Here is a 24,439-nt window from a genome sequence, read left to right as displayed (position 1 = left end):
ACACGGGGACTCGTCAACCGGCGAGCCCGTAGACCTTCGCCCGGTGTGCCTCGAACTGGCGCCGTCCGACCAGGCTGAACAGCACCCGGGCCGGCACCGGCAGGTTCGCGCGCATCCAGGCCTGACGCTCCGCCGGGTCGTCGAACGCGTCCAGCATCATGCCGAGCTGGATGAACTGACGGTCGCGTGGCACCGAGCCCCGGCCGTGCTCGCCGAGGACGTCCCACTCCGCCTGCGTCATCGACACCTGAGCGACCGGCAGGATCTGGTTCTCCTCCTGGCCGAGGTGGCGCAGTAGCGTGGCGAGCAGTTCGTCGAGCACCGCGGCGACCGGCTCCCGGTCGGCGGCGGACGCGCCGGCTCGCCAGGCAGGCAGGGCCTCGCGCAGATCGGTGATCAGCGCGGCAGCGTCCGCGTGCTGGGCGCGCATCCGTCCCACGTGCAGCGCACAGCCGGGCGAGCGCGTCTCGAGCTTGTCCCAGAGGAATTCGTCCTCGGTGTGGTGATGGGCATGCAGGCCGTCAGCGATCTCCGAGACATGGTCGGCGACGATCGCGGCGCGGGGCACGTCGCCCTCGGCCACGCCGCGGACGAGGACGGGCGCGTCGGTGAACACCCGGCGCAGGAGGCGATGGATGACGAACATGTCATCGGTGTTGCAGGTCAACGCGGACGTGCTCATGGGGGACCTCTTGAACGTGGGGAGCCGACCGGCCCGGGTGGGGGAGTGAGCCGAGCGTAGGTTCGAGCGGACCCGCGGGGACAGGGTGAAAGCGCCCGTGGGAAGGGTGAAAGTGCGGGCGCGGACGGGGCAGTAAGGGGGGCGAACTCAGACGCCGGACCTCCGCGCGAACGTCCTGAGGTAGCGGACCGACTCTGACCTCTACTGCTCGTAGCGTCGTTCCCACAACGACCGAGGAGGCACCACGCCATGATCCACACCGAAGGCCTGACGAAGGACTTCGTCGTCAGCCGCAAGGAGACCGTGCATGCCGTGCGCGGCATCGATCTCGACGTCGCACCGGGGGAGCTCGTCGCGATCCTCGGCCCGAACGGGGCCGGCAAGACCACCACGATGCGGATGCTCACCACCCTGCTCGCCCCGACGTCCGGTTCGGCGCGGGTGGCCGGGTTCGACGTCGTGACCCAGCCCGGGCAGGTGCGCCGCCGGATCGGCTACGTCGGCCAGGGGAACGGCGCCGGGCACAACCAGCGCGCCGCGGACGAGCTGTACTCGCAGGGCGTCACCTACGGCTTGTCCCGCGCCGACTCGCGCCGCCGGGCCGGCGAACTGCTCGACTCCCTCGACCTCGCCGGAAAGGCACAGCGTAAGGTGACCGACCTCTCCGGCGGTCAGCGCCGCCGTCTGGATGTCGCGATGGGACTCATGCACGCCCCGCCGCTGCTCGTCCTCGATGAGCCCTCCACCGGCCTGGACCCGCAGAACCGGGCGAACCTGTGGGAGCACATCACCGCGATGCGCACGGCGTTCGACATCACTGTGCTGCTCACCACCCACTACCTCGACGAGGCCGACTCGATGGCCGAGCGGGTGGTCGTGGTGGACCACGGCGAGGTGATCGCCGACGACACCCCGGACGCTCTCAAGACCCAGTTCGCCGGGGACCTGCTCGTGGTCACCACGCAGGAGCCCGACGGCGCAGCGCAGCTCGCGCGGGTCGTCGAACGTTGGCAGGGGGCGACCGAGGTGACCCTGACCGGCACCCGGATCAGCGCGCGGATCGCGAACGGCACCACCCGCGTGGCCGAGCTCGTCCACACGGCCGACGCGGCCGCCGTCGGGCTCGCCGACGTGCAGGTGCGCCGCCCCACCCTGGACGACGTGTTCCTGAACCTGACCGGACGGAGCCTGCGCGAGAGCGGGACCGAGAACGAGGAGGTGGCGGCATGAGCGCGACGACCCTGACCCCGCCCGGTGCCGTGATGACCGAGTCGCGGGTGGAGCGGAGCTCCTTCTCCCGCGACACCGGCATCGTGCTGATGCGCGAACTGCGCCCGATGCTACGGGACCCGTTCTCGCTGATCTTCGGGCTCGTACAGCCGATCGTGTTCCTGGCCCTGTTCGGGCCGCTGCTCGGCGGCAGCCTGGCCGGATCCGTGCCGGGCGGAAGTGTCTGGCAGTGGTTCGTGCCGGCGATCCTGGTGATGACGGCGCTGTTCGGGTCGTCGACGGTGGGCTCGAACCTGCTCTACGAGATGCAGACCGGCGCGCACGAACGGATGCTCGTCACCCCACTGTCCCGTTCGTCGCTCCTGGTGGGCCGGGCCCTGAAGGAGATGGTCACCCTCGGTGCGCAGGCCGTCCTGATCGTGGCGGTGATGGTGCCGTTCGGGTTGCGGCTCCACCCCGCCGGCGCCCTGCTCGGCCTCGCGCTGCTCGCCGTGTTCGGGATCGGTCTCGGCTCGCTCAGTTACGCGCTCGCGATCGCCGTGCGCAAGCAGGACTGGATGTTCTGGGTGGTGCAGCAGACGTTCCTGTTCCCGCTGATGATCCTGTCCGGGATGCTGCTGCCCCTGGAGTCCGGGCCCGGCTGGATGCAGGTGCTCTCCCGGTTCAACCCGCTCACCTACATCGTCGACGCCGAGCGGGCGCTGTTCTCCGGCGAGATCGCCACGGCGACCGTGGGCTGGGGCGTGGTCGCCGCGGCGGCGACCCTCGCCGTCGGGCTCGCGGTCGGGATCCGAGGGATGCGGCGCAGCGGCGGCTGACTCGCCTCGAGGGATGCGGCGCATCGGGACGGGCCCGGTGCGCCGCACCCGTGCCTGCGCTAGAGGCGATCCGCTCGCCGGACCGGTGGTGCGTCGGCGCCGCGGATCGTGCCAGGATTGCTACATGAAGATCGGCGTCATCGGAACCGGCCAGTTCGCGCGCAGTTTCATCTCCTTGTGGCAGCTCCACCCGGACGTCGAGGCGGTCTACGTCTGCGACCTCGTCCAGGAGCGGGCCGCGGAACACGTGGAGAAGTACGGCCTTGCCGGCTCGTTCGCGACCGCGGAGGAGCTGCTCGCGTCCGACGTGGACGCCGTCGCCGTGATGACCCAGCGGTGGAGCCACGGCGAGTTGGTGCTGCAAGCACTGCGGGCGGGCAAGCACGTGTACTCGTCGGTGCCGATGGCGATGACGGAGCAGGAGATCACCGCGATCGTGGCGGAGGTCGAAGCGACCGGGCTGATCTACATGATGGGGGAGACGAGCTACTACAACCCCGCCGTGGTGTGGGCGCGGGAGAAGATCGGCGCGGGCGAGCTCGGCCGCGTGTTCTACTCCGAGGGCGACTATGTGCACGACATGGATAACGGCTTCTACGCCGCCTACCGCTACAGCGGCGGGGAGGACTGGAAGTCGACGGCCAGCTACCCGCCGATGCTGTACCCGACGCACGCGATCGGCGGCGTGCTGGGCGCGCTGCCCACGTACGCGACGAGCGTGAGTTGCATCGGCATCGTCGACGACCGCGGCGACGGCGTCTTCGACGCGGACGTGTCCCGGTGGGGCAACACCTTCTCCAACATGACCGCGCTGTTCGACCTCGCCGACGGCGGGGCCATGCGCACCAACGAGTTCCGTCGGGTCGGCTACTGGAAGGGCCACGAGTCGCGGTTCCGCTTCTTCGGCACTGAGGCCGTCATGGAGCAGACCGGCTCGGGCGCGACCCTGAGCGTCAAGACCGAGGGCGAGGACTACGCCAAGGGCGCCACCCTCGACATCAGCGACCTGTTCCACACCAAGGCCGGGCAGCTGCCCGAGGACTTCGGTGACGTCGACCCGGCCCTGATGCAGAGCTTCAGCTCCGGTCTGGCGAAGGTCCACGACTCCTCGCGGCTGCCGAAGGAGTTCGACGGCGCCCACAACGGACACGAGGGCGCGCACCACTTCCTCGCGGACGACTTCGTCCGCGGCGTCACCACGAACACCCAGCCCCCGATCAACGCCTGGACGGCGGCCCGGTTCACCCTTCCCGGCGTGGTCGCCTACGAGTCGGCCAAGCAGGGCGGCGTGCGGCTGCCGATCCCCGACCTCGGAGCGGGGCCGGCGAAGCCGAACTGGTGATCGCCGGACTCTGGCCTCGGTGGTCACTCCGGTGATCTCGGGTTCCTGACGGCGGGCTGCGCAGTTGCCGATGCAACTGGCGTGAGATCGCGAGCGCGCTCATCCCCATCACGTCGCGTGTGTCGAACGACTCGCTGAGCAGCAGCGGCGGTTGGAACGCGTCCAGCGGACCGGTCGGGTGAGGTCAAGTCCCCGAGGTGGCGGTCGATCTTCTCGGGTGGACCTGGCAGCAGGCTCCGTCCCCGCAGCGAGAGTTGTCTCGCGAAGCACTGGTGCTATAGAAGCGATGGTGCTTATATAGGCACACACGTGTCCCATCGATGACGACTTGGGAGAGATGGCTATGACCCATGCAGGTAACGACGACCATGAGACTGCGAGGCGAGGACTGTCACGCCGATCCGCGATCGGCCTGCTGCTGACGGCAGGAGTGCTCCCTTCCGTGCTGCCCGACGGACTCCTGCATCCGTCGCCGGCGTTTGCCGATCCCGTCGAACCGGGCGTCACCGACCTCCCGCTCGCGGACCTGCCCAAGGCCGATGTCCGGATGACCATGCTCGGGTCGATCACGGGCGACCACCATCGCATCGGGTTCTTCCGGGCCGCCTGGGACGACGACGGCGGGACCACACGGACAGCTGTCGTGCGTGACCTCGAGCTCCGGGTGGGCTCGCAGTGGGTGAGGCTGAACACCGAGTTGCAGCGGTTCGACGAGCAGTGGGTGATCTACACCGGGCAGCCGATGGGCGGCACCTTCTACGGGACGGGCGACCCGCACTGGCTGACGGTTCGGTCCGTGACCTTCCTCTCCGACACGGTGGCCGAGCTGACCGCCTCGGTTCCGGACGCGGCGGAGGTCGTGATGAGGTGGGACGTCTCGGGCGCGATGCCCGAGATCCAGTGGAGCCTGACCGCGCTGCGCGACGACAGTTTCGTGCTCGGGTACTGGTCCGGTGTGGTGCTGGACGAGGACGACGTCGACGAGGTGCTGTGTGGGCCGCGGCAGCACTCGCGCGTGATCGACTGGCAGGAGCCGATGGCGTGGGAGCTCTTCGCGCCGATGTCATTGCTGCAGTCCACGGTCGCGGGGCACACCGTGACTTCCGGCGTCTACATCCCGGCCGACGTGCTCGAGTTCGAGCATCCGTACCAGGGCTGGAGCGGCCAGCCGTTCGGCATGAGCCTGCGGAACACGAGCGAACACATTCAAGCGTGTGTCTCGGCGCCGGCCGGTGGCGAGCGTGCCGCGCTCTCAGAGGGAGAGTCCATCGGGTACGCGTTCGCGATCGCGCTCAGGCCGGAACCGCTGTACGAGACACAGGTGGCGATCTCGCGCGAGGAGTACGGCTTCACGCGCTACCGGAGCAACGTCCATGGTCAATCGATGACCGACACCGTGCACAACCTCATCGATCTGGTCGGTCTGGAGCCCGACGGCGATGACTCCGTCGACTTCGTCCCCTCCTTCTCTGGCTGGTGGTCGCGGGCCAAGAGCTTCTGCAACATCGAGCACGATCAGCAGACCCGCACGTCGACCTCGAGTGTGCTGCTCAGTGCCAACCTCATCGCCACGGCCGGGGAGCAGGCCACCATGTTCTGGGACCGGCGTGCGCGCCCCACCGCGGAGCACATCATCTCGCGCCGCGAGATCGGATACTCGCCCGTGCCGGGGGCGGCACGGGATCAGCCGCTGTGCGGGATCGGTGCCGGTGACATCAACACCATCAGCGCTCTGTCCGTCGCTCTCCAGGGCAGGACGGCCGGCTTGCAGCGAATCGCCATGAAGTCGTTGGTCGCAGCCCGGATATACGACCCGCGATCGCGCACCCCGTTCAGTCGTGCGCTCGGCGCCTACCAGCTGACCGGTGACCCGGGCTGGCTCGCGGAGGCGAGCGCGCTCGGCAAGCGCTACCTGCGGCAGCAGGCGCAGAGTCCGGCGACGACGAGCGCCAGCATCGATCAGTTCGGCCTCGAGGCCATCGGCCCATGGATCGAGCTGCTGGAGCTGTACGACCTGACCGAGGACGACGAGTTCCTTCAGGCCGCCTACCGGGCTGCCAAGCACTTCACTGCGCAGTTCCACCTGCGCCCGATCCCATCCGGCACTGTGACATCTCCGGTGGGCGAGCTCGATCTGAGCACGTACGGCAAGTGGGGCAAGCCCGAGTACTCGCGCACCGAGCCGCCAACGGAGACGGTCGACGCCTGGGAGGTGTCGACCACCGGGCTGACCTACGAGGCTCTCGCGACGTGGTTGCGAGAACCGAACACCGGCGGCGGCCTGCGTCTCAACCCCGTGCTGGCACCGTTCCTGGCTCGGTTGGCCGCGCTCGTCGACGACGACTTCATGCGCGATCTGGTCAATGCCATGGTCGTGGGTCGCTTCACGACCTACCCGGGCTACTACAACCGGCAGCTCGTCGCGTGGCAGTCCAGTCCCGACTACCCCTACGAGGGCCCCGCGGAGCTCGCATCCATCTACTACCACCACATCCCGGCGCAGCTGGGGCTGGCGATCCATCACCTGATCGCCGAGCACGAGGCCGCTTCCGCGGGCGGGATCGCGTTCCCGTCCACCTTCGAGTGCGTTTTCGTCTACTTCAAGTACCACACGTACGGTCACGCCCCGGGGACGTTCTACGGCACCGAGGGTGCCTGGCCGTTCTTCCCGCGCGGCATTGTCACCGCGAGCAACCCACAGCTCAACTGGGTGACCGCCGTCTCGGAGAATGCGTTCCATCTCAGTCTGACGAACGCCTCGGGCACCGCCCAGAGCGGTCGGGTCACGTTCGATGAAGCCCTGACAGGCGTCGATCCCGCGGAGAGCTACGACCTCGTCATCCACACAGATGCAGGGACGACGAGTGGCCGCGTCGTCGGCGGATCGCTCGACGTCACGCTGCCGGCGCACGGCCATGTGGCATTGAGCGTCCCCGGTGCCGGGGTGCTGATGCCCTGGCAGGTGGAGCAAGACGTCGTCGACCGTTCGACAGTCTCCTACCACCTGGACGACTTTGACGATGGTGGTGAAGGAAACCAGACCGCCGACGACCGCATGTACGGGATGCTGATCCCTCGCCCGGACCGTTCCGGCTATGACGCCTTCCTGCAGTGCAGTGCACCGCACACGAGCGTGGTGTCGGTCCGATACCGCGTCGGTCGCGGGCCGTGGCAGGAGGACGCCTCGAAGGTGTTCCCCTACGAGTGGACCGTTGGGGTCGATGATCCGGTAGCTACGTTCACCTATCAGGTCACCGTCGACGGCGAGACGCGTCCCGAGCGCACGCTGTGGCTACCAGGCAGCGTGACCGGACTCCCGTCACGCGGGTATCAGGTCGGTGGTGAGCTGCTGACCGAGGTCGGGTCGACGACGGCGCTCGGGTCGTTCACGCTGACGGCTCGGCTGCGTACGTCGGTGGCGTTCAACGATGCTGGCCTCGACCTGTACCTGCCCTCGGGCTGGTCGATCGACCGCGACGACGTGGTCGTCAGCATGGCCGCCGGCGAGGTGCGGGACGAGGTGTTCGTGGTGACGCCGCCGTTGGGCACCTCGGTGATGACCCGGAACCTGACCGCGAGCCTCACCTGGCTCGATGAGGGCGGTAGCTCCCATCGGACGATTCTCGACCCGACACAGATCGAGGTCTTCTCCGCGTTGGAGGTGCTGGATCTGGGTATCGGGCAGTACCGCAGTGATGGGCCCCATGACCCGTTGACGGTCACGATGGTGCTGATGAACCGCAGTCCGCAGCCGAGAAGCGGGACGGCCACCCTGGTGGTTCCGCAGGGGTGGACCGCGTCGAGTACGTCGATCCCGTGGAGCGCCCCCGGCCGGGACCTCGTAGAGGTCGCGGTCACCCTGACACCGGATGTTGCTACCGGTGTCATAGGGAAGCTAGCGATCTCGCCGGGTGCCGGGCTTGCCGAGAAGCAGGTGTCGTTGCCGTTGCTTGACCCTGCCGAGCAGATCGTCACGCCGGCGCGTCCGGGCTATCGGGAGATCGGCTCGTGGCTGGCGAGTTCACTGCCGGGATGGAGCGGCTCGGCCACGAAGTACAACCCCGAGGGGGTCCTCGGAGCCGAGGTGGAGTGGTCGGCAACGATCTACGAAACAGGCTCGTACGAGGTATCGGTGTGGTACCCGAACCATGCGGTCACATCGACGGACGTACGGTTCACCGTCACGGCGGGGGAGCTTGTCGAGGCCTATCAGGTGAACATGCGCGAGGGCGCCGGTGATTGGCGGGTCATCGGGAACTACGACATGGTTCCTGGCGATCGCGTCGCCGTCCGTGCCATGGCGACCGGGGACTCCCACACGCGCACCAACGCCGCGCGGTTCCGGCTGCTGCCGGACACGGCCCGCCCGGAGACGATGCTCGTGGCGCCGGCCACCGCCGGGCCGTTCCGTGAGTTGGCGATCCGGGTAGACGCTACCGACGCCGTCGGCCTCCGGAAGATCGTGGCGAACATCTACCAGGGTGGTGAGCTCGTGCAGAGCACGCAGACAGCGGTGGACGACCTGCGAGCATCCACCCACACCGCGACAGTGCAGCTACCGGACGGTGCGTACCTGATCCGGTACAACGCCCACGACTCGATCGGGAACGTCTCGCAGACGAAGGAGTTCCCGGTCACAATCGACGCCACCGCCCCGACCGTCACAGTCAAGTCCGGTCCCGAGTTCACGACCGGTGACTCGGGTGCCTACGAGATGGTCAGTTTCAAGCTGTTCGACGAGGGGGGGATCGACCGGTTCATCCTCAACGACGTCGAGCGGGACCTGACCGACAACGCGTGGTCGGACATCAACTTCGTCGAGCCGGGCACCTTCGGAGCCGTCGTCGGCGAGAACACGCTCGTGGTCTACGACAGGGCAGGCAACACCACGACGACCACGTTCACTCTCGCTGGTAGCTGAGTGGCCACCGACGTGAGTTCGTGCGGTCCGAGGCCCGCAGTCCCTGCTCACCCGAACCCAGAGGTCAGACCCCGCATGAGTGACACGGCCGCACCGAGGCGCAGATTCGCCGTCATCGGAACCGGGCACCGGTCCGAGATGTATGTGAAGGCTCTCGCAGGAGCCTTCTGCGACATCGGGCAGATCGTCGCGTTCGTGGACCCCAACGAGGTCCGGATGCATTACTACGACGGCGTCGCTCGCGAGAGTGGGCAGAGCGAGCCGATCCTTCACTACGGTCCGGACGACTTCGAGCGGATGGTCGCCGAGACCAGCCCGGACGGGCTCGTGGTGAGCTCGGTCGACGCGACCCATGCGCGCTACATCGTCGCCGGCCTGGAGCGTGGCCTGGACGTCGTCTCGGAAAAGCCGATGACGATCGACGGGCCGTCGATGGTGGCGATCCGAAGAGCTGCAGAGCAGTCGTCGGGCACGCTGCGGGTGGGCTTCAACTACCGCTACTCACCACGCAACGCCCTCGTGCGGGAGCTCATCGCGTCCGGTCGCATCGGTGAGGTCACCTCGGTGCACTTCGAGTGGTGCCTGGACACCCTGCACGGTGCCGACTACTTCCGCCGCTGGCACCGCAACAAGGCGAGGTCCGGCGGGCTCGAGGTGCACAAGTCCTCGCATCACTTCGACCTCGTGAACTGGTGGCTCGCCGACATCCCGGAGCGCGTGTTCGCCTCCGGCGGGCTGAAGTTCTACGGCGCGCAGAACGCGCGGCGTCGCGGGCTGGGGGAGCGGCCGGCGCTGGGGCGCGACCTCCCCGCCGACGACCCGTTCCGGTTCGACCTGGCCGACCAGGAACGGCTGCGCGGGTTGTACCTCGACGCCGAGGGCATCGATGGCTACCACCGCGACCAGGACGTGTTCGGCGAGGGCATCGACATCGAGGACAATCTGAGCGTCGTGGTCGCCTACCGCGGCGGGGCGTCGCTGGCGTACACGTTGTGCGCGCACTCCCCGTGGGAGGGCTACCGGGTCGGGATCAATGGCACCGAGGGGCGGATCGAGATCGATGTCGTCGAGCGCGGGTCGAACCTGCCCAGCGGCGGGACCGGGCTGCTCGGGCCGTACTTCGTGCTCGACCCCAGCGCCGAGGCCGCCGGTGACCCCGACGACCGCTACCGCCCGCATCGCTCGCGGGTGCTCCTGCAGAGGCACTGGGAGCCCGCCCTGGAGATCCCGATCCCCGGGGCCGAGGGCGCGCATGGGGGAGGTGACGACATGATGCTCCGCGCGATCTTCCGTGGTGAGGACGACCCGCTCGGTCGGGCGGCGGGATACGAGGACGGCATCAGGTCCAGTGTGATCGGCGCCGCGGTGAACCTCTCGCTCCGCGACGGAAAGGTGGTCCTGGTGCAGGACCTCCTCGCGTGAGCGTGCCAGGAACAGGCATACCGCATGACCAGAACGCAGATCCGCACAGGGCGCTGCCAGCGGCCTCGGCGCACCCGTGGTGCCAGCACGTCGTTTCGCGCGCGCCGGCGCCGAGATCGTCGCCGGGGTCGACCGGTGCCAGGCTCGCAGGTGCCGTGACGGTCGACGTCGAGGACATCTCGGCTATCACGTGGCGCCTCGACGACGGGCGCTGATCGGCTCCCGGCAGTGCCGGTGGACCAGGCGCGCTGACGTCCATCAGGCCCGCTGACGCCGCGCGGCGGTGCGTGACCCCCGGGCACCGTCCTCGGCGGAGGCGACTCAGGTGTAGAAGAGTTGCGCGCTCGCGGTGGTGTCCGTGTCGCTGACGACGCGGACCCAGTGGGCGGAGAAGCCGGTCGGGAACGTGTGGCTCACCGTCTCCCCGGCCGGCACGTCGAACGTGGCGTGCCTGCTGAAGCGCCCGTGTCCGTGGAAGTCGATCTCGACCGTGAAGCGGGCGTCTTGGGTGCCCAGGTTCTCGATGTGCACGCACTTGTTCTCGAACCCGGTCATCAGGTAGGGGTCCGACGGCACCCCGGCAGCGACCGGCGCCATCCACCATGGCCCGCCCCACCCGGAGGGCTTGCCGAAACTCCACAGATCGTCGGTCTTGCCCATCCAGAGCCCCGACTGGGGCTCCGCTGTCGTCGGGCTAAGGCCACGGCTCGGGGAGGCGTGGTCGGCCCCGAGCACGAGCATGCCGCGCCAGGAGCAGAAGTCGCCCAGCACCCACAGGTGGGTCGACACCGGGCGGACGCCCCAGATGCGGCCCCCGTACGCCCACGGTGACAGCTCGTAGAACATGCCGTGGTGGTCCATGAGCAGCCTCTCGTGCTCGGTCTCGCGGATGCGAGGCCACTCGGTCTGCCACTTGTGGTCGAACGTGTGCGACGCCTTCGGGAGCCGGTAGGTGGTCCAGGTGTCGTCGGACTCGGTGTAGACCTTCAGGATCGCGGAGGCCTGATCCCACCCGCTGGCGAAGATCGTGCCGCCAAATTCGTGGCGGCCGCTGATCGCGGTGAAGGGCTTGCGCTCGAGCACGGTCCAGCGCTCGCCGTCGAACTCGGCGAGGCGGCCCTCGCTGCGCTCGCCCGCCCAGTCCTCCTCGTGATACTCGTTCGAGCACACGACCAGCCGCCCGAAGCCCGTGTAGCAGTCCTTGTAGTGGACGCGCACGCCGTTGCCGGTGCCGAGTTCGACGTTGAGGTCCGCCACCTGCTCGCACGCCAAGGTGCGCACGTTCAGCTGGAACAGTTCACCCTCCATGCCGAGCACGTAGACGAGGTTCTCGGGATCGGTCAGGTGCCGCGTGGTGCCGCAGACGCGGATCGGCTCCAGCTCCGGCACCGTGCGGATCCTGTGCTCGGCATCGATGACGTGCGGCCCGATGATCACCTGGTTGGACGGGTAGTGCACAAACCGGTTCGTGTAGGTGCCGTCGATGCCAAGGGTCTCCGGGACGACCTCCATCGACAGGTCGGAGCTGATCCTGCGCAGGCTCACCCCGGCACCGCTCTGGCGCTTGTGCGAGTTGTAGTTCTGCACGTACAGCGCGCCCGCCCACGGCATGAGCGCACCGACGCCGATCTCGCTGCGCGGCGGCCCGAGGTCACCGATCTGTGCCAGGTGGGGAAAGACCCCCGAGACGTTCTGTTGCGAGATGAGGCCAGTCACGCCGTGCTCCTTGGGTGTTCGGTCGTCAAAGTGTTGCTACAGTAGCACCTAACGACAGGATGCCCACGCGGACGGCGGAGGAAGAAATGCGCGCTCAGAGCACGACACCGGCCGGCTTCCACATCGGAGCCTCGTACTACCCCGAGCACTGGCCGGAGGCCCGGTGGAAGCGCGATCTGGGGGCGATGGCCGGTCTCGGGTTCACCACCGTGCGGATGCTGGAGTTCGCGTGGTCACGGCTGGAGCCGAGCCCGCAGGAGTACCGGTTCGACTGGGTCGATCGCGCTGCGGACATGTGCGCGGCCTTTGGGCTCGCCATGATGCTCGGAACACCGACGGCGGCCCCGCCGGTGTGGCTGACCAGCGCGTACCCGGACATCCTCCCCGTCGGCCCGGACGGCCTAAGGCGGCAGCCGGGCGGCCGGCGTCACTACTGCCTGCACAACCCGCGCTATCGGGAGGCCGCACGCGGCGTGGTCGAGCGGCTGGCCGACCACCTGGCTCCCCGCACCGACATCGTGGCCTGGCAGGTCGACAACGAGGTCGGGGCGTACCGGTCGACGTTCTGCTACTGCGATCAGTGCGAGGCCGCGTTCCGGGTCTGGTTGCGGTCCCGATACGAGGATGTCGAGACGCTCAATGAGCTGTGGGGAAACGTGTTCTGGTCGCAGGAGGTGCGGGCTTGGGAGGAGGTGCAGATCCCGCGGCCGGCCATGAACGGCTGGACCGGTTCCAACAAGTCGGCGCTGCTGGACTTCTGGCGCTTCAGCTCCGACGCGCTCGCGGACTTTGTCGGCGAGCAAGCCGATGCGCTTCGCGTCCGGTTCCCGCAGGTGCCGGTCACGACCAACTGGACCTCACTGAGTTCAGCGGCGTTCGACCGCGAGGTGATGGCGCAGCGCCTGGACTTCACGAGTTGGGACAACTACGAGCTCGACCTTTACGGCGCAGCTTTCAACCACGACGTGGTCCGTGGTGCCAAGCGTGCCCCGCAGGCGACCTGGATCGCGGAGCAGCGCTGCGCGCCACCCGACAACCGGCAGCACGTGCCGCTGCTACGCGACGGCGAGGTCACCTCGATGACCCTGCACAACATCGCCTGTGGGTCCGACGCCACGATCTACTTCCGGCTCGAGCAGGCGCTGTTCGGCGCCGAGAACGCGCACGGCGGCATCCTCGACCGCAGCGGTGGCGCCGACACCCGCATCTACCGGGAACTCGCGGCCTCGGTGCCCCGACTGCGGCAGATCGGTGACGCCGTCGCCGGGTCGCAGGTGCGCGCCCGGGTGGCGATCGTCCATGACGCCGATTCCAGTGCCACCGTGACCGGTCCGTTCCCGCACCTGGTCAAGAAGCGCTCGCAGCTGGTCCGCCATCTCGACCATCTGGTCCGTCCGTATCACCGGGCCCTGCAGCGCCTGGGTGTCGACGTCGACGTCATCCCCCCGACCCGCGACCTGGGCGCGTACGACGTGGTCATCCTTGCGGGACAGGTCATCGCGACCCCTGAGGTCGTGGCCCCGCTGCGGGACTATGTCGCTGCCGGTGGACACCTCGTCGCGACGCCGTTCACCGCTCATGTCGACTCCAACGCCAACCTCCTCGAGGCTACGGTGCCGGCCGGGCTGGCCGACATCTTCGGACTCGTCGTGCCCGAGCAGGACTTCCTCGCCGACGGCGAGACCATCGCGCTGACCCGGGGTCTGCGGGGGATGCTCTGCTGCGACCTGCTGAGGCTCGAGGGCGCGACGGCGCGGCATGAGTATCTGGACACCTGGTACTCGGAGACGGTGGCCATCAGCTCGCATACCTATGGGAGGGGCAATGCGTCCTACGTGGGCACCGTGCTGGACGACCGCTCGACCAGGACGCTGCTGGCGGAGATCCTCACCGAAGCCGGTGTCCAGTGGCTCGACCTACCCCAGGACGTGCACGTCAGGAGGCGGTTCCGACGGACGTCGGGACCCGACCAGGTGCAGGAGTACCTCTTCGTCGTCAATGCCGGCGACACCGAGCAGACCGTGACGATCGAGGGGAGCTACCGCGACCTGGAGACCGGGGACATGCAGGACCAGCCACTACGAGTGCGGGCGCGGGACGCCGTCGTTCTCTGCCGTGATGGCTCGGGGTGAGCTCACCTAGACTGCGTGCATGTTGCCGGCCCAACCGAATCAGTCCTTGATCGATGGGCTCGCCTGTTTGCATGCACTTGCCGCCAGCCCTGCTGCGCTGGGATCGCGGGAGCTCGCCCGACTGCTCGAGTTCGAGCCGACGCGCACGAACCGGCTGCTGAAGACCCTCGCGCACCTGGGCCTCGCCGAGCAGGACGAGAAGCGGAAATACCGGGTGGGCCCAGCCATCCACGTGCTGGGTGTCGAGAGCCTGCACACGTCGGGCTTCATCGATCGCGCCGTCGAGGTGCTCAAGGGTCTCGACGGGGAGCACCTGACGGTCGCCATGGGTGTGCTCTGGCAGGACGTGGTCTGCTACCTCTACCACCAGTACCCCTCCCACACCGACGGCGGGACGGTGCGCCACCGGCCGGTTCCGGCGTCGACGTCGGGTCTCGGGCTCGCGTTGATGGCGCAGATGTCCGACGACGAGTTACGGGCCCTGTACGCGGTTCGCAGCGGCGCGCAGCGGGACGGACCCACGGGCCTGCTAGAGCAGGTCGCCGATGCCCGTCGACAGGGGTATGCGCTCTTCGCGGCCGGCGGAGGTGAGCGAACCATCGCGATCGTGCTGGGCGGGTCGTTGCACGCAGCGATCGGTGTTTCGGGCATCTTTCCCGACGGCGATATCCCCGGCCTGGTCAGCGACCTCCGATCCGCGGCTGCTCAGATCACCGAGACCGGCTGAGTCGCTGGACAGCCCTCAGTTCACCGGGCTCGGACTGGCGACCCTGTCGTGTCGCATGATCTGCCCACCCGCGCCAGGCCCGAACATCGAGAGCTGCTCGACATCCAGCTCCTCGATGCGCTGCGCCGGGTCGGACAGCCAGGCGGTCAGGGTCACCTGCAGCGTGTCCAGGCGAGCGAGCATGCCCCCGAGACGCAGGTCGATGACCTCCCACCCGAAGACCTTGTGGTGGGCGAGCCAGCGCGACCGCGCCGAGACCCGAAGCGAGCGGACGCCGTCGACGACGGCCGGGATCAGCCGGTCGACGATGTCTCGCACGGCCTCGGCATCACCGGCTCGGTACGCCGGGCGAAGCCGCTGGTGCAGCTCGACCTTGTGCTCGAGCACGCGCGCGACGTCGATCACGGTCGAGATGATCTGGTCGGCGGCCGTCCCGCCTTGGGTGGCCGCGGCGAGATCGTCGGCGAGCCGCCGGAACCGTGGCGCGAGCGGCACGGTGGGCAGCGGCACGAGGTCGAGCAACGGGTCCGACCAGAGCAGCCAGGCGCCTGGGTTCCCGAACAACTCGGCGTGGTCGGGACTGGCGTCGGACTCGGACAGAGGACGGTCGATCTCGTCCGCGCGCAGCCACGTCGACAGCGTCCCGTCGCACGAGCCTCGGAAATTCGCCGCCGTGAACGGCGAGCTCGTGGCGTCGGTGTACGCGACATCGCAGAAGTGCTGGACGGCCGGCAGCGTCGAGAACAGGTCGGCCTGGGCGCCGTCGTTGCCCCACGTCGTCAGCATCACCTCCGACAGGCCCGCCCGGCGGGCAGCCCGCAGACCCGGCGTCAGCGCGGCGATCGACGACGTGTTCTGCGACCACAGCCGCGACCAGCAGGAGACGCCCGCCGCGAACACCGGCTCATGGCCCGCCTGCTGGTGCCGCTCGATCTGTCGGAGGTAGTGGTCCTCGTCCAGGCTGAGGTAGTCCCAGTGCACCAGCGTGGCGTTGTCCGGGATCGGCGCGATCTCCTTGGGCGGGAATGGCACCTCGAGATCGTGCATGTCGTGACGGAGCGAGGCGAACTTCAGGTACATGTCGCTCCAGATCATCGGCTGCAGTCCGAGCTCGTCGCACAGGTCCGCGACACGTCGGAGGTGACGGTTGACCAGCTCGATCGGCTCCTGCGAGCCGTGCCGGGAGCGGTGCGCACCGCTCCCGATCCCGTAGGTCTCGTCCATGCCGACGTGGATCCGGCGGGAGCGCACCGGTGCGCTCGCGGCCTCGAGCATCTTGCGGATGAGCTCATAGGTACGGGGCTCGTCGACCAGCAGCACCTGCGTGTTATCGCGTACCGGCGCGTAGACGGGCCACTGGAGCACGTTCGCCAGGTGGCCGAGCGTCTGGATGCACGGGATCAGGTCGATGCCCATCCGCGCGGCGGCGTCGTCGATCGCGGTGATCTCCTGGGCTGAGTACCGCCCGCGTGCGTGCCCGAAGTACGGCTCGTCCGGGACCTCGTAGATGTCCTCGGTGTAGAGCATCACGCTGGTCGCGCCCATCAGGGCGAACCGCCGGACGAGGCCGATCGCTGCCTCGACGGTCAGCACCGCGTTGCGGGAGACGTCGAGCATCACCGTGATCGTCTCGAACGAGGTCTCCTCCGACCGAGCGGTCACCGCACCCGTCTCGAGCAGCTCGCCCATCGCGGCGGCGAAGCCGCGCAGGCCTTCCGCTGTGGTGCCATAGCTGACCTCGGCGCCGCGTTCCAGCGGGCGGATCAGCAGGCCGCCACTGCGCCCGGGACGCAGCGAGATCTTGAAGCCGTCTCCGCCGAGCCGGCCGGGCAGTTCGCTGAGGGCATCGGCGACCGCCTGGTGCATCGGGTCGGCCGCATCGGCGTGAACGGTGATCTGCATTGAACATCCATGTCTCGAGGTGGTGCTTCGGGTGCCGCGGGCATCGTCGTGGCCTAAACGGGCTCAGCCGGTGGCGATGACGCGGCGCAGCGGCTTGGGGAACTCGTCGAGCCGGTCGGCGGCGGCGTCGATGAGAGTGTCGACATGGTTGAGCGCGATGCGGACCGCGCCCAGGGTCACGGCATCTGGTCCGAGGGGGGACGCCTCCAGCCGTGGCATGCGCGCGGTGAGCGGCTCGAGATGGCGGCGCAGCGGTTCGAGCAGGGTGTCGCCACTTGCGGAGAGTCCGCCACCGATGACGACCAGCTCGGGGTCGATGGTCGCGACGAGGGCAGCCACGCCTTCGGCCAGTGCCTGCGTGTAGTCCTCGACCCGCCGCCGCGCCGCCTCCGAACCGTCGCGGGCGTCATCGAAGACCGACTTGATGTCGACCTCCTCGCTCGGGTCCGCCTTCAGCCGCGCGGCCGCGCCGCGCCATCGCAGGAATGGCAGATGGTGGAGCTCGCCGGTGAAGCCGCCGAAACCGGTGAGGAGTCGACCGTCGATCATGACGCCCGCTCCGATCGACTGCCCCACTGCAACGTTGACCAGGCTGGTCGTATCCTGCCCGGCGCCCCGCCAGTGCTCACCGACGGTTGCGATGTTGCAGTCGTTGCCGACCAGGACGTGCCGCTCGAGGCGGCTGCGCAACTCGGTCTCGAGGTCGACGCCTGTCCAGCCAGGCATGCCTCCCGCGGCCACGACCCTGCCCTCGTGGATCACACCACGGGCTCCGGCGGCGACGACCCACACCTGGCTGTAGCGGATCCGCGCCTGCTGACAGCAGTCCTCAAGCACGGTTCTGGCCGCCTGCAACCGTTCGGCCGCCTCCGCGTCGGGAGCGATCTCGACCGTCGACGTCGCCAGCGGCTCGCCGGCGAGGTCGGCCACCACGGCGCGGACGCGGTGGCGGCCGAGGTCGACCCCAGCAACATGCCCGGCTTCCGCGCGGAACCGGTACCGGCGCGGTGCCGGGCCGATCTGCGGGGTCGCCGGCTGGGCCGGCTTCTCGGCTGCGATCCAACGAAGTTCGAGGAGTTGGTTGACGATCTGCTGCGCCGACGTGCGGGACACCCCGACGGTGTCACCGATCTGTGCGACCGTCGCCGGTCCGGACCGGAAGCGGGCCAGTGCGGCGCCCAGGTTGATCCTGCGCAACAGCGACTGGTCGCCGCCTGTGGATCGGCCGGCGGCACTGCTCGCACGTGTTTGGGGGGCCACATGGATAGCCTACAGCCATCTGGCGGAGACTCACAGGAAACAAACCTGTTAAAGAACCTGCAGGTCAGAATGGTTGACACGAACATGATGGTGCGTGCAAGATCAAGCACGCAACGCACCGAAGGGTGCTCTGGCCGCCACGGTGACGTGGCCAACATGAGGAGATCAGCGTGGTCTCGCCGCGGTATCTGACCAGCTTCGAGCAGTACCGGTACTTCACCTACCCGCACCTCAACGGGTTCGTGACGGACGAGCACGGTGTCACGACGGGGGTCGTCGTCGGACAGATCGACCTCGACCCCGCCGAGATGAGTCTTCACGTCATCGACCTCCCGAGCGGCGCTGCGCGTGAGGTCTGCCGGTTCACCAACCCGATCGATGCGACGAATCCTTACAGCTGGTACGACGTAGCCACGGACGGCAGCCGCATCGTCACGATGTTCAGCAACGAGGTGATCTGCATCGACATCGATGCCGGTGGCGCCGTCACCACACGGCCCGTCTTCACACCGCCGGCCAACCACGAGCTCTCGGTGATCGTCACCCTGCACCCGGCCTTCGACCGGTGCCTGGCGTCGTACTACCCGCGGGGCAAGAAGACCGGCCCGAGCGTCCTGGTGGAGATCGATCTGACCACCGGTGAGGCGACCCAGCTCCTCGACTCCGCGACCGAACTGGCGCACTTCCAGTACTGCGAGGCGGACCCGGACTGGATCGGGTTCGCGAACCAGAGCCGCTTCAAGCACAACTACGGCCCGTACAACCGACTCTGGGCCATGCATCCGGTGCATGCGCCACGCGGCATGAAGATCTGGGACCAGATCGCCGGCGACGGCATCGTGCCCACCGGTCACGAGGCGTGGGCGTTCCATGATGTCAGCTGCATCACCGTCGCCGCCGACACCACTCGGCCCTCGAACACCCCCTGCGAGGGCACACCGGGCCTCTGGCAGATCTGGCCCGACGGGCGCGAGCCCCGGCTGATCGTCGAGGCGGCAGACTACAACCACGCCTCGATCAGCCGGCAGGGCGACCTCGCGGTCGTCGACGCCGGGCCGCTTCGACCACCATGGCTGTTCCCAACCTCGCCCGAGGACCCGATCGACCCCGCGGCCTCCGCCGGACGGATCGAACTCGTCAGCATGACCGGGGAGTTCGCTCCCATCGCGCTCGCCGAGATGCACTTCGGCGACGTACACCCGCGACACGGACACCCGGGGTTCTCGCCCGACGGCGCCTTTGTCGCGTTCACCGACACCGACCCGTTCACCCAACGATCCCGGGTCGGCCTCGCCGACGTGCGGTCGGCTCGACGCTGAGCCACCGCCACCTAACCGAAGGAAGACAGATGACCCACGTTCGCCATGCCCAGATATCTCGTCGAGGTGTGCTCACCGCGGGCCTCGGCGCCGCAGCCGGTCTCGGCCTCGCAGCCTGTGGATCGTCCGAGGAGCCGAGCGGGGGCAGCAGCAGCAGCGGCAGCGGCCCGACCGTCGAGTTGACCATTGCCCTCATCCCCGACCCGCCGGGCGCCAGTGAGTTCTATCGCGCGCAGCTGGACAAGTTCGAAGCCGCCAACCCCGGCATCAAGATCAACGTCGTCGAGAACCCGGGGGACCAGCAGCTCAGCGCCGTCGAGCTGATGTTCCAGCAGGGCAACGCTCCGGACATCTATCGCGCCCAGGCTGCCGGCTTCGACCGGATGTACTCGCGGGGCTGGGCGCACTCGCTCGAGGAGTTCGTCACTGACGACTTCCTGGCCCGATTCCCGGACGGATCGCTGGACCCGGCGAGCTCAGGTCTGCACCGCAATGGCGAGCTCTACTCGATCCCACTCGTCTGGGGTAGGTGGTCCGCGATGGACCTGTTCGTCTACAACCGGTCACTGCTGTCCGCGAGTGGGTTCGACGCGGCGCCGACCACCTGGGGCGAGATCGAGGAGATCGCCCGTGCGGTCACGACCGACGGCGGCGGCCGGATCTTCGGGATGGCGCCGGAGCAGGCCTCGGGCATCGTGCGGCTCTCCCGTCAGGGCGTGCCGTACTCGATCCCGGGCGACGGCATCAACCTGCTCACCGGCGAGCCGGACACCGCGAACTCCACGATGGTGGAGGCCGTCGAGCTGATGCGACGAATGAACGCCGACGGATCGCTGATCACCGGCTGGGAGAGTTGGGACAGTGCGCGCTCGTACACCGAGTTCGCGGCAGGCAGCTTTGCGATGTACACGGCCCAGTCCTGGCACATCGCCGAGATCCGCAACCTCAACCCCGACATCGAACTGGGCATCGTCGACATGCCGGTCCCGGACTCGGGCCGAGCCTCCTACACGCCGATCCTGCAGCAGTTCGACCCGCTGTGGTCGATGTCATCGGAGACGGAGCACCCCGAGGAGGCCTGGCTACTCCTGGACTTCCTCGCGTCCGAGGACTTCTACCGGGCCTATTACGAGCAGTTCGGGACCCTGACCGCCATGCAGAGCGTGTGGGAGGACGACGTGCGAGCCAATCCCGACCTGTCGGCGGTGCTCGACGTGGCAGAGACGACGATGAAGGTCGTTCCGAACCCGAAGCTCGCCAGCGAGGGCGGCGCCGCTGTCTTCAATGCACGGGCCGAGCGTCCCGAGCTCCGCTTCACCGACGCGGCGCTGGAGTCGATGATCAAGAACGAGGAGTTCGCGCCCAAGGCAGAGGCGCTCGACCAGCAGTTGCGCACGTTCCTGGACGGGATCTTCGCCAGTGGCGACGCCTCGGCCGAGGACATCACCTTCCCCAGCTGGGACCCATTGCAGCCCTACGACGCGGCGAACTGAGGTCGACCACGTGGCGGTCCGGACTCGGCGAACGGCAGCCAAACGTCGGGAGTACCTCTGGTGCTACGTCCTGCTGCTGCCGTTGCTGCTGGCATTCGGTGGGTTCACCTTGTGGCCCATCGTCGCCAGCTGGTGGTACTCGTTCTTCGACTGGGACGGCGTCGGCACCCCCACCGAGTGGGTGGGGGTGGCCAACTTCATCGAGGTGCTGACCGCCCCGGACTTCTGGAGCGCTTTCTGGCACTCGTTCCTGTTCTCCTTGGTCGCGCTCTTCATCGAACTTCCGCTCGCGCTGGCGTTCGCGATCCTGCTGAACAACGTCCGGCTCCGTGGTCGCAACATGTACCGCCTCGCCCTGTTCGTGCCTGTGGTCACCACTACGGCGGTGGTCGGCATCGTCTTCGTCGCGCTGCTCGACCCGGTGCGCGGGGCCGTCAACGAGGTCCTGTTCGCGACCGGCCTCGTCGACTCCCCGATCAACTTCCTGGGATCGACGGTGACGGCGCTCCCCACCGTGATGGGGATCGACCTCTGGAAGGGTTTCGGGATCTCGCTGATCTACTGGCTGGCTGCGCTGCAGACAGTCCCGAAGGAACTTATCGAGGCCGCCCAGCTCGACGGCGCCCGCAGGTTCGCGATCGTGCGCCACATCATGGTGCCGGTGATGGCGCCGATCGCGATCGTCATCATGCTGCTGCTGTTCCAGCGCAGCCTCGGCACCTTCGACCTCGTCCAGGCGATGACCGCAGGTGGTCCGGTCTACTCGACCGACGTCGTGCCGACGTACATCTTCCGCTACGCGTTCTCGCCTGAGATGCAGGCCCCGCGGTACGGGTTCGCGTGCGCGGCCGGAGTGATCTTCGGGCTGCTCACGCTGGTGCTCACGCTGCTGCAGGCACCTGCACTGAAATACCGGAAGAGAGTCGCGGCATGAGCGCCACCCTCACCTCGACAGATCCGAGCCGCACTGCGGACGGGATGCCGAAACTGTTCCCCAGCAGGCGGTCGGTCGGTCGCTGGCGGCCGCACCTGTGGCACCTGTTCCTCATCCCGTTCTGCGTGCTGTGGGTATATCCCTTCATCTGGATGTTCTCGGCAGCCTTCAAGTCGCAGCGCGAGATGCTGCTCGGCGGGCTCAGCCTCATCCCGGAGGAGCCGACACTCGACAACTTCACACGCGCCTGGACGACTGCCAAGTTCGGTGAGTACACGGTCAACACGATCATCTTCACGGTGCTCGTAGTGGGCATCGTGCTGGTTGTCACGTCGCTGGCCGGTTACGCGCTCTCCCGCCCCGGTCTGCCGTTCAAGAAACTGATCATCGGCGTCCTGGTCGCCGCCATGTTCATCCCGCACGGCTACACGATCATCCCCGTGTTCATCCTCGTGAACGAGCTGGGGTTGGGCAACAGCCTGCTAGGCGCGGCACTGGCCCAGGCGGGTCCCGTGCACGTGGTCCCGGTGCTGCTGTTCATGGGCTTCTTCTCAGGCATGCCGTCCGAGCTGGAAGATGCGGCGAAGGTCGATGGTGCCGGCTTCTTCCGGACCTTCCTCTCGATCATGCTGCCGCTGTCCAAGCCGGTGATCGGCACCGTCGCGCTTCAGAACTTCATCGGTGCCTGGAGCGCGTTCTTCGTCCCGCTCGTGTTCACCCTGGGCAACCCGAGCCTGCGCACCCTCGGTGTCGGCATGTACAACTTCTTCGGCCAGGAGTCGACCGACTTCGCCGGCCTCGCCGCGGGCGCGACGATCAGCGTGCTGCCCACCATCATCGTCTTCCTGCTGCTGCAGAAGACCTTCATCGAGGGCATCGCCGGTGCCGTCAAGAGCTGATCGGACCTCACTGATGCACTTGGACATGCGTTCCGACATCCTCGTGGTGGGTGGTGGGCTCGGCGGTGTGGCGGCGGCGCTCACCGCGCTGCGGCGCGGACACGCCGTGGTGCTGACCGAGGAGTACGCCTGGCTCGGCGGGCAGCTGACGTCGCAGGCGGTCCCTCCGGACGAGCACCCGTGGATCGAGATGTTCGGCGCCACCCGCACCTACCTGGACCTGCGGGACCGGATCCGCGGGTACTACCGGGCGAACTACCCCCTCACCGACGCGGCCCGTGCGCAGCGGTACCTCAACCCGGGCGCGGGTTGGGTGAGCAAGCTCTGCCACGAGCCCCGGGTCGCCGTAGCGGTCATCGAGGAGCTTCTCGCCCCCTGGCGGACCTCGGGTGCATTGCGGGTCCTGCAGCCGGTCCGGCCGGTTGGCGCCGATGTCGATGGCGACCGGGTACGGGCCGTCACCCTGCGTGACCTGCGCACCGGCGCTGAGTTCGCAGTGGCGGCGAGCTACGTCATCGACGCGACCGAGACCGGCGAACTGCTGCCGCTCACGGGAACGGAGTACAGCGTAGGGGCCGAGGCGCAGTCAGAGACCGGCGAGCCGAGCGCGCCCGCCATCGCGAATCCCGAGAACATCCAGGCGCTGAGCTACTGCTTCGCCGTCGACCACGTCGATGGCGACCACGCGATCGACCGGCCGGAGCAGTACGAGCACTGGCGGTCGGTGCAGCCCGACTTCTGGGGCTCTCCCCTGCTGAGCTTCTCGGCACCGAACCCGCGCACCCTGGAGCCGCTCCCACGCGTGTTCGACCCGAACCCTGGTGACGACGTGCTGGCGGTCGATGCCGACCAGTCCAAGCAGGGCGGCGACGTCAACCTGTGGACGTTCCGCCGGATCGTTGCGCGCGAGATGTTCGAGCCCGGCCACGTCGCGAGCGACGTCACGCTCGTGAACTGGCCGAGCATCGACTACTTCGAAGGGCCGGTGATCGACGTACCCGAGGACGTAGCAGCAGCGCGGCTCGCGGATGCGAAGCAGTTGAGCCGTTCGATGCTGTATTGGATGCAGACCGAGGCCCCGCGGTCCGACGGCGGCACCGGCTTTCCCGGTCTGCGTCTGCGAGGTGACCTGCTCGGTTCGGCCGACGGACTGGCGCAGGCGCCCTATCACCGCGAGAGCCGGCGCATCGTCGCCAGGACCCGGATCGCCGAACAGGACGTGTCGTACGCGGTGCGCGGCGACGCGGGCGCTCGCCGATACGACGACGTGGTCGGGATCGGGATGTACCGCATCGACCTGCACCCCTCCACCGGCGGCGACAACTACATCGACGTGGCCAGTTCCCCGTTCCAGATCCCGCTCGGTGCGCTGGTGCCGGTCCGGCTGCGGAACCTGCTCCCGGCCTGCAAGAACATCGGCACCACCCACATCACCAACGGCTGCTACCGGCTGCACCCCGTGGAGTGGAACATCGGCGAGGTCGCCGGCCACCTGGCCGCTCGCGGGATCGAGTCGGGCCACGCGCCGCAGCAGATCCATGCCGACGAACGTCTCACCCACGACCTGCAGCGCGACCTTGAGCGGGCCGGCATCCAACTCGCCTGGCCCCAGGTCCGCGCGTACTGACCACCGCATCCCATC

16 protein-coding genes are annotated in these 24,439 nt (G+C 68.2%); 12 read left to right on the top strand and 4 right to left on the bottom strand.

Annotation, left to right across the window (positions count from 1 at the left end; translation table 11 throughout):
* Window positions 1-13 precede the first annotated feature (13 nt).
* Window positions 14-682: a hemerythrin domain-containing protein gene (locus tag KCQ71_RS11530; RefSeq protein ID WP_223405978.1), complete on the bottom strand. Its 669-nt coding sequence runs from the start codon at window positions 680-682 to the stop codon at window positions 14-16.
* A 249-nt stretch (window positions 683-931) separates the two neighbouring features.
* Between KCQ71_RS11530 and KCQ71_RS11525 the strand changes: the two genes are divergently transcribed.
* From KCQ71_RS11525 to KCQ71_RS11505, 5 genes are all read left to right on the top strand, one after another.
* Window positions 932-1,912 carry an ATP-binding cassette domain-containing protein gene (locus KCQ71_RS11525; RefSeq protein ID WP_223405977.1) on the top strand — a complete coding sequence of 327 codons (981 nt, stop codon included), beginning with the start codon at window positions 932-934 and terminating at the stop codon, window positions 1,910-1,912.
* Complete coding sequence (locus KCQ71_RS11520; protein WP_223405976.1) at window positions 1,909-2,730, top strand: ABC transporter permease; 822 nt, start codon at window positions 1,909-1,911, stop codon at window positions 2,728-2,730. Before KCQ71_RS11525 ends, KCQ71_RS11520 begins: the two co-directional genes overlap by 4 nt.
* 124 nt (window positions 2,731-2,854) lie before the next feature.
* Entirely contained in the window at window positions 2,855-4,072 is a 1,218-nt protein-coding gene (locus tag KCQ71_RS11515) for a Gfo/Idh/MocA family protein (protein WP_223405975.1), read from the top strand.
* Window positions 4,073-4,415: 343 nt separating this feature from the next.
* On the top strand, window positions 4,416-8,993 hold the full coding sequence (locus tag KCQ71_RS11510) for a golvesin C-terminal-like domain-containing protein (protein WP_223405974.1): 4,578 nt from the start codon (window positions 4,416-4,418) through the stop codon (window positions 8,991-8,993).
* 75 nt (window positions 8,994-9,068) lie between these two features.
* A complete protein-coding gene (locus KCQ71_RS11505) occupies window positions 9,069-10,415 on the top strand; it encodes a Gfo/Idh/MocA family protein (RefSeq protein WP_223405973.1) in 1,347 nt (448 codons plus the stop codon).
* Window positions 10,416-10,736: 321 nt separating this feature from the next.
* Here the strand turns inward: KCQ71_RS11505 and KCQ71_RS11500 are convergent, their stop codons facing one another.
* A complete protein-coding gene (locus tag KCQ71_RS11500) occupies window positions 10,737-12,131 on the bottom strand; it encodes a hypothetical protein (protein ID WP_223405972.1) in 1,395 nt (464 codons plus the stop codon).
* A gap of 86 nt (window positions 12,132-12,217) precedes the next feature.
* Here KCQ71_RS11500 and KCQ71_RS11495 point away from each other — a divergent pair, with 86 nt between their 5' ends.
* Together KCQ71_RS11495 and KCQ71_RS11490 are read left to right on the top strand one after the other, a co-directional pair.
* Entirely contained in the window at window positions 12,218-14,263 is a 2,046-nt protein-coding gene (locus KCQ71_RS11495; protein WP_223405971.1) for a beta-galactosidase, read from the top strand.
* A gap of 19 nt (window positions 14,264-14,282) precedes the next feature.
* Entirely contained in the window at window positions 14,283-14,990 is a 708-nt protein-coding gene (locus tag KCQ71_RS11490) for an IclR family transcriptional regulator (RefSeq protein ID WP_223405969.1), read from the top strand.
* Between the two features lie 15 nt (window positions 14,991-15,005).
* Here KCQ71_RS11490 and KCQ71_RS11485 read toward each other — a convergent pair whose 3' ends face one another.
* Window positions 15,006-16,892, bottom strand: coding sequence for a beta-N-acetylhexosaminidase (locus KCQ71_RS11485; protein ID WP_223405967.1), 1,887 nt, complete (start codon window positions 16,890-16,892; stop codon window positions 15,006-15,008).
* A gap of 63 nt (window positions 16,893-16,955) precedes the next feature.
* Complete coding sequence (locus KCQ71_RS11480) at window positions 16,956-18,152, bottom strand: ROK family protein (protein WP_223405965.1); 1,197 nt, start codon at window positions 18,150-18,152, stop codon at window positions 16,956-16,958.
* 170 nt (window positions 18,153-18,322) lie between these two features.
* On the opposite strand from KCQ71_RS11480, the gene KCQ71_RS11475 reads away from it, so the two are divergent.
* From KCQ71_RS11475 to KCQ71_RS11455, 5 genes are read left to right on the top strand one after another with little or no spacing between them, the layout of a single operon-like run.
* Window positions 18,323-19,471 carry a hypothetical protein gene (locus tag KCQ71_RS11475; RefSeq protein WP_223405963.1) on the top strand — a complete coding sequence of 383 codons (1,149 nt, stop codon included), beginning with the start codon at window positions 18,323-18,325 and terminating at the stop codon, window positions 19,469-19,471.
* Between the two features lie 29 nt (window positions 19,472-19,500).
* A complete protein-coding gene (locus KCQ71_RS11470) occupies window positions 19,501-20,964 on the top strand; it encodes an ABC transporter substrate-binding protein (protein ID WP_223405961.1) in 1,464 nt (487 codons plus the stop codon).
* 10 nt (window positions 20,965-20,974) lie between these two features.
* Entirely contained in the window at window positions 20,975-21,898 is a 924-nt protein-coding gene (locus KCQ71_RS11465) for a carbohydrate ABC transporter permease (protein ID WP_223405959.1), read from the top strand.
* Window positions 21,895-22,797, top strand: coding sequence for a carbohydrate ABC transporter permease (locus tag KCQ71_RS11460; protein ID WP_223405957.1), 903 nt, complete (start codon window positions 21,895-21,897; stop codon window positions 22,795-22,797). The genes KCQ71_RS11465 and KCQ71_RS11460 overlap by 4 nt, the downstream gene beginning before the upstream one ends.
* 25 nt (window positions 22,798-22,822) lie before the next feature.
* Window positions 22,823-24,424 carry an FAD-dependent oxidoreductase gene (locus KCQ71_RS11455; RefSeq protein ID WP_223405955.1) on the top strand — a complete coding sequence of 534 codons (1,602 nt, stop codon included), beginning with the start codon at window positions 22,823-22,825 and terminating at the stop codon, window positions 24,422-24,424.
* Window positions 24,425-24,439: the final 15 nt, after the last annotated feature.

Origin of the sequence: Occultella gossypii (genome assembly GCF_019947135.1) — a bacterium.
Classification (GTDB): Bacteria; Actinomycetota; Actinomycetes; order Actinomycetales; family Beutenbergiaceae; genus Occultella; species Occultella gossypii.
This window is presented reverse-complemented; position numbering and strand designations above follow the sequence as displayed.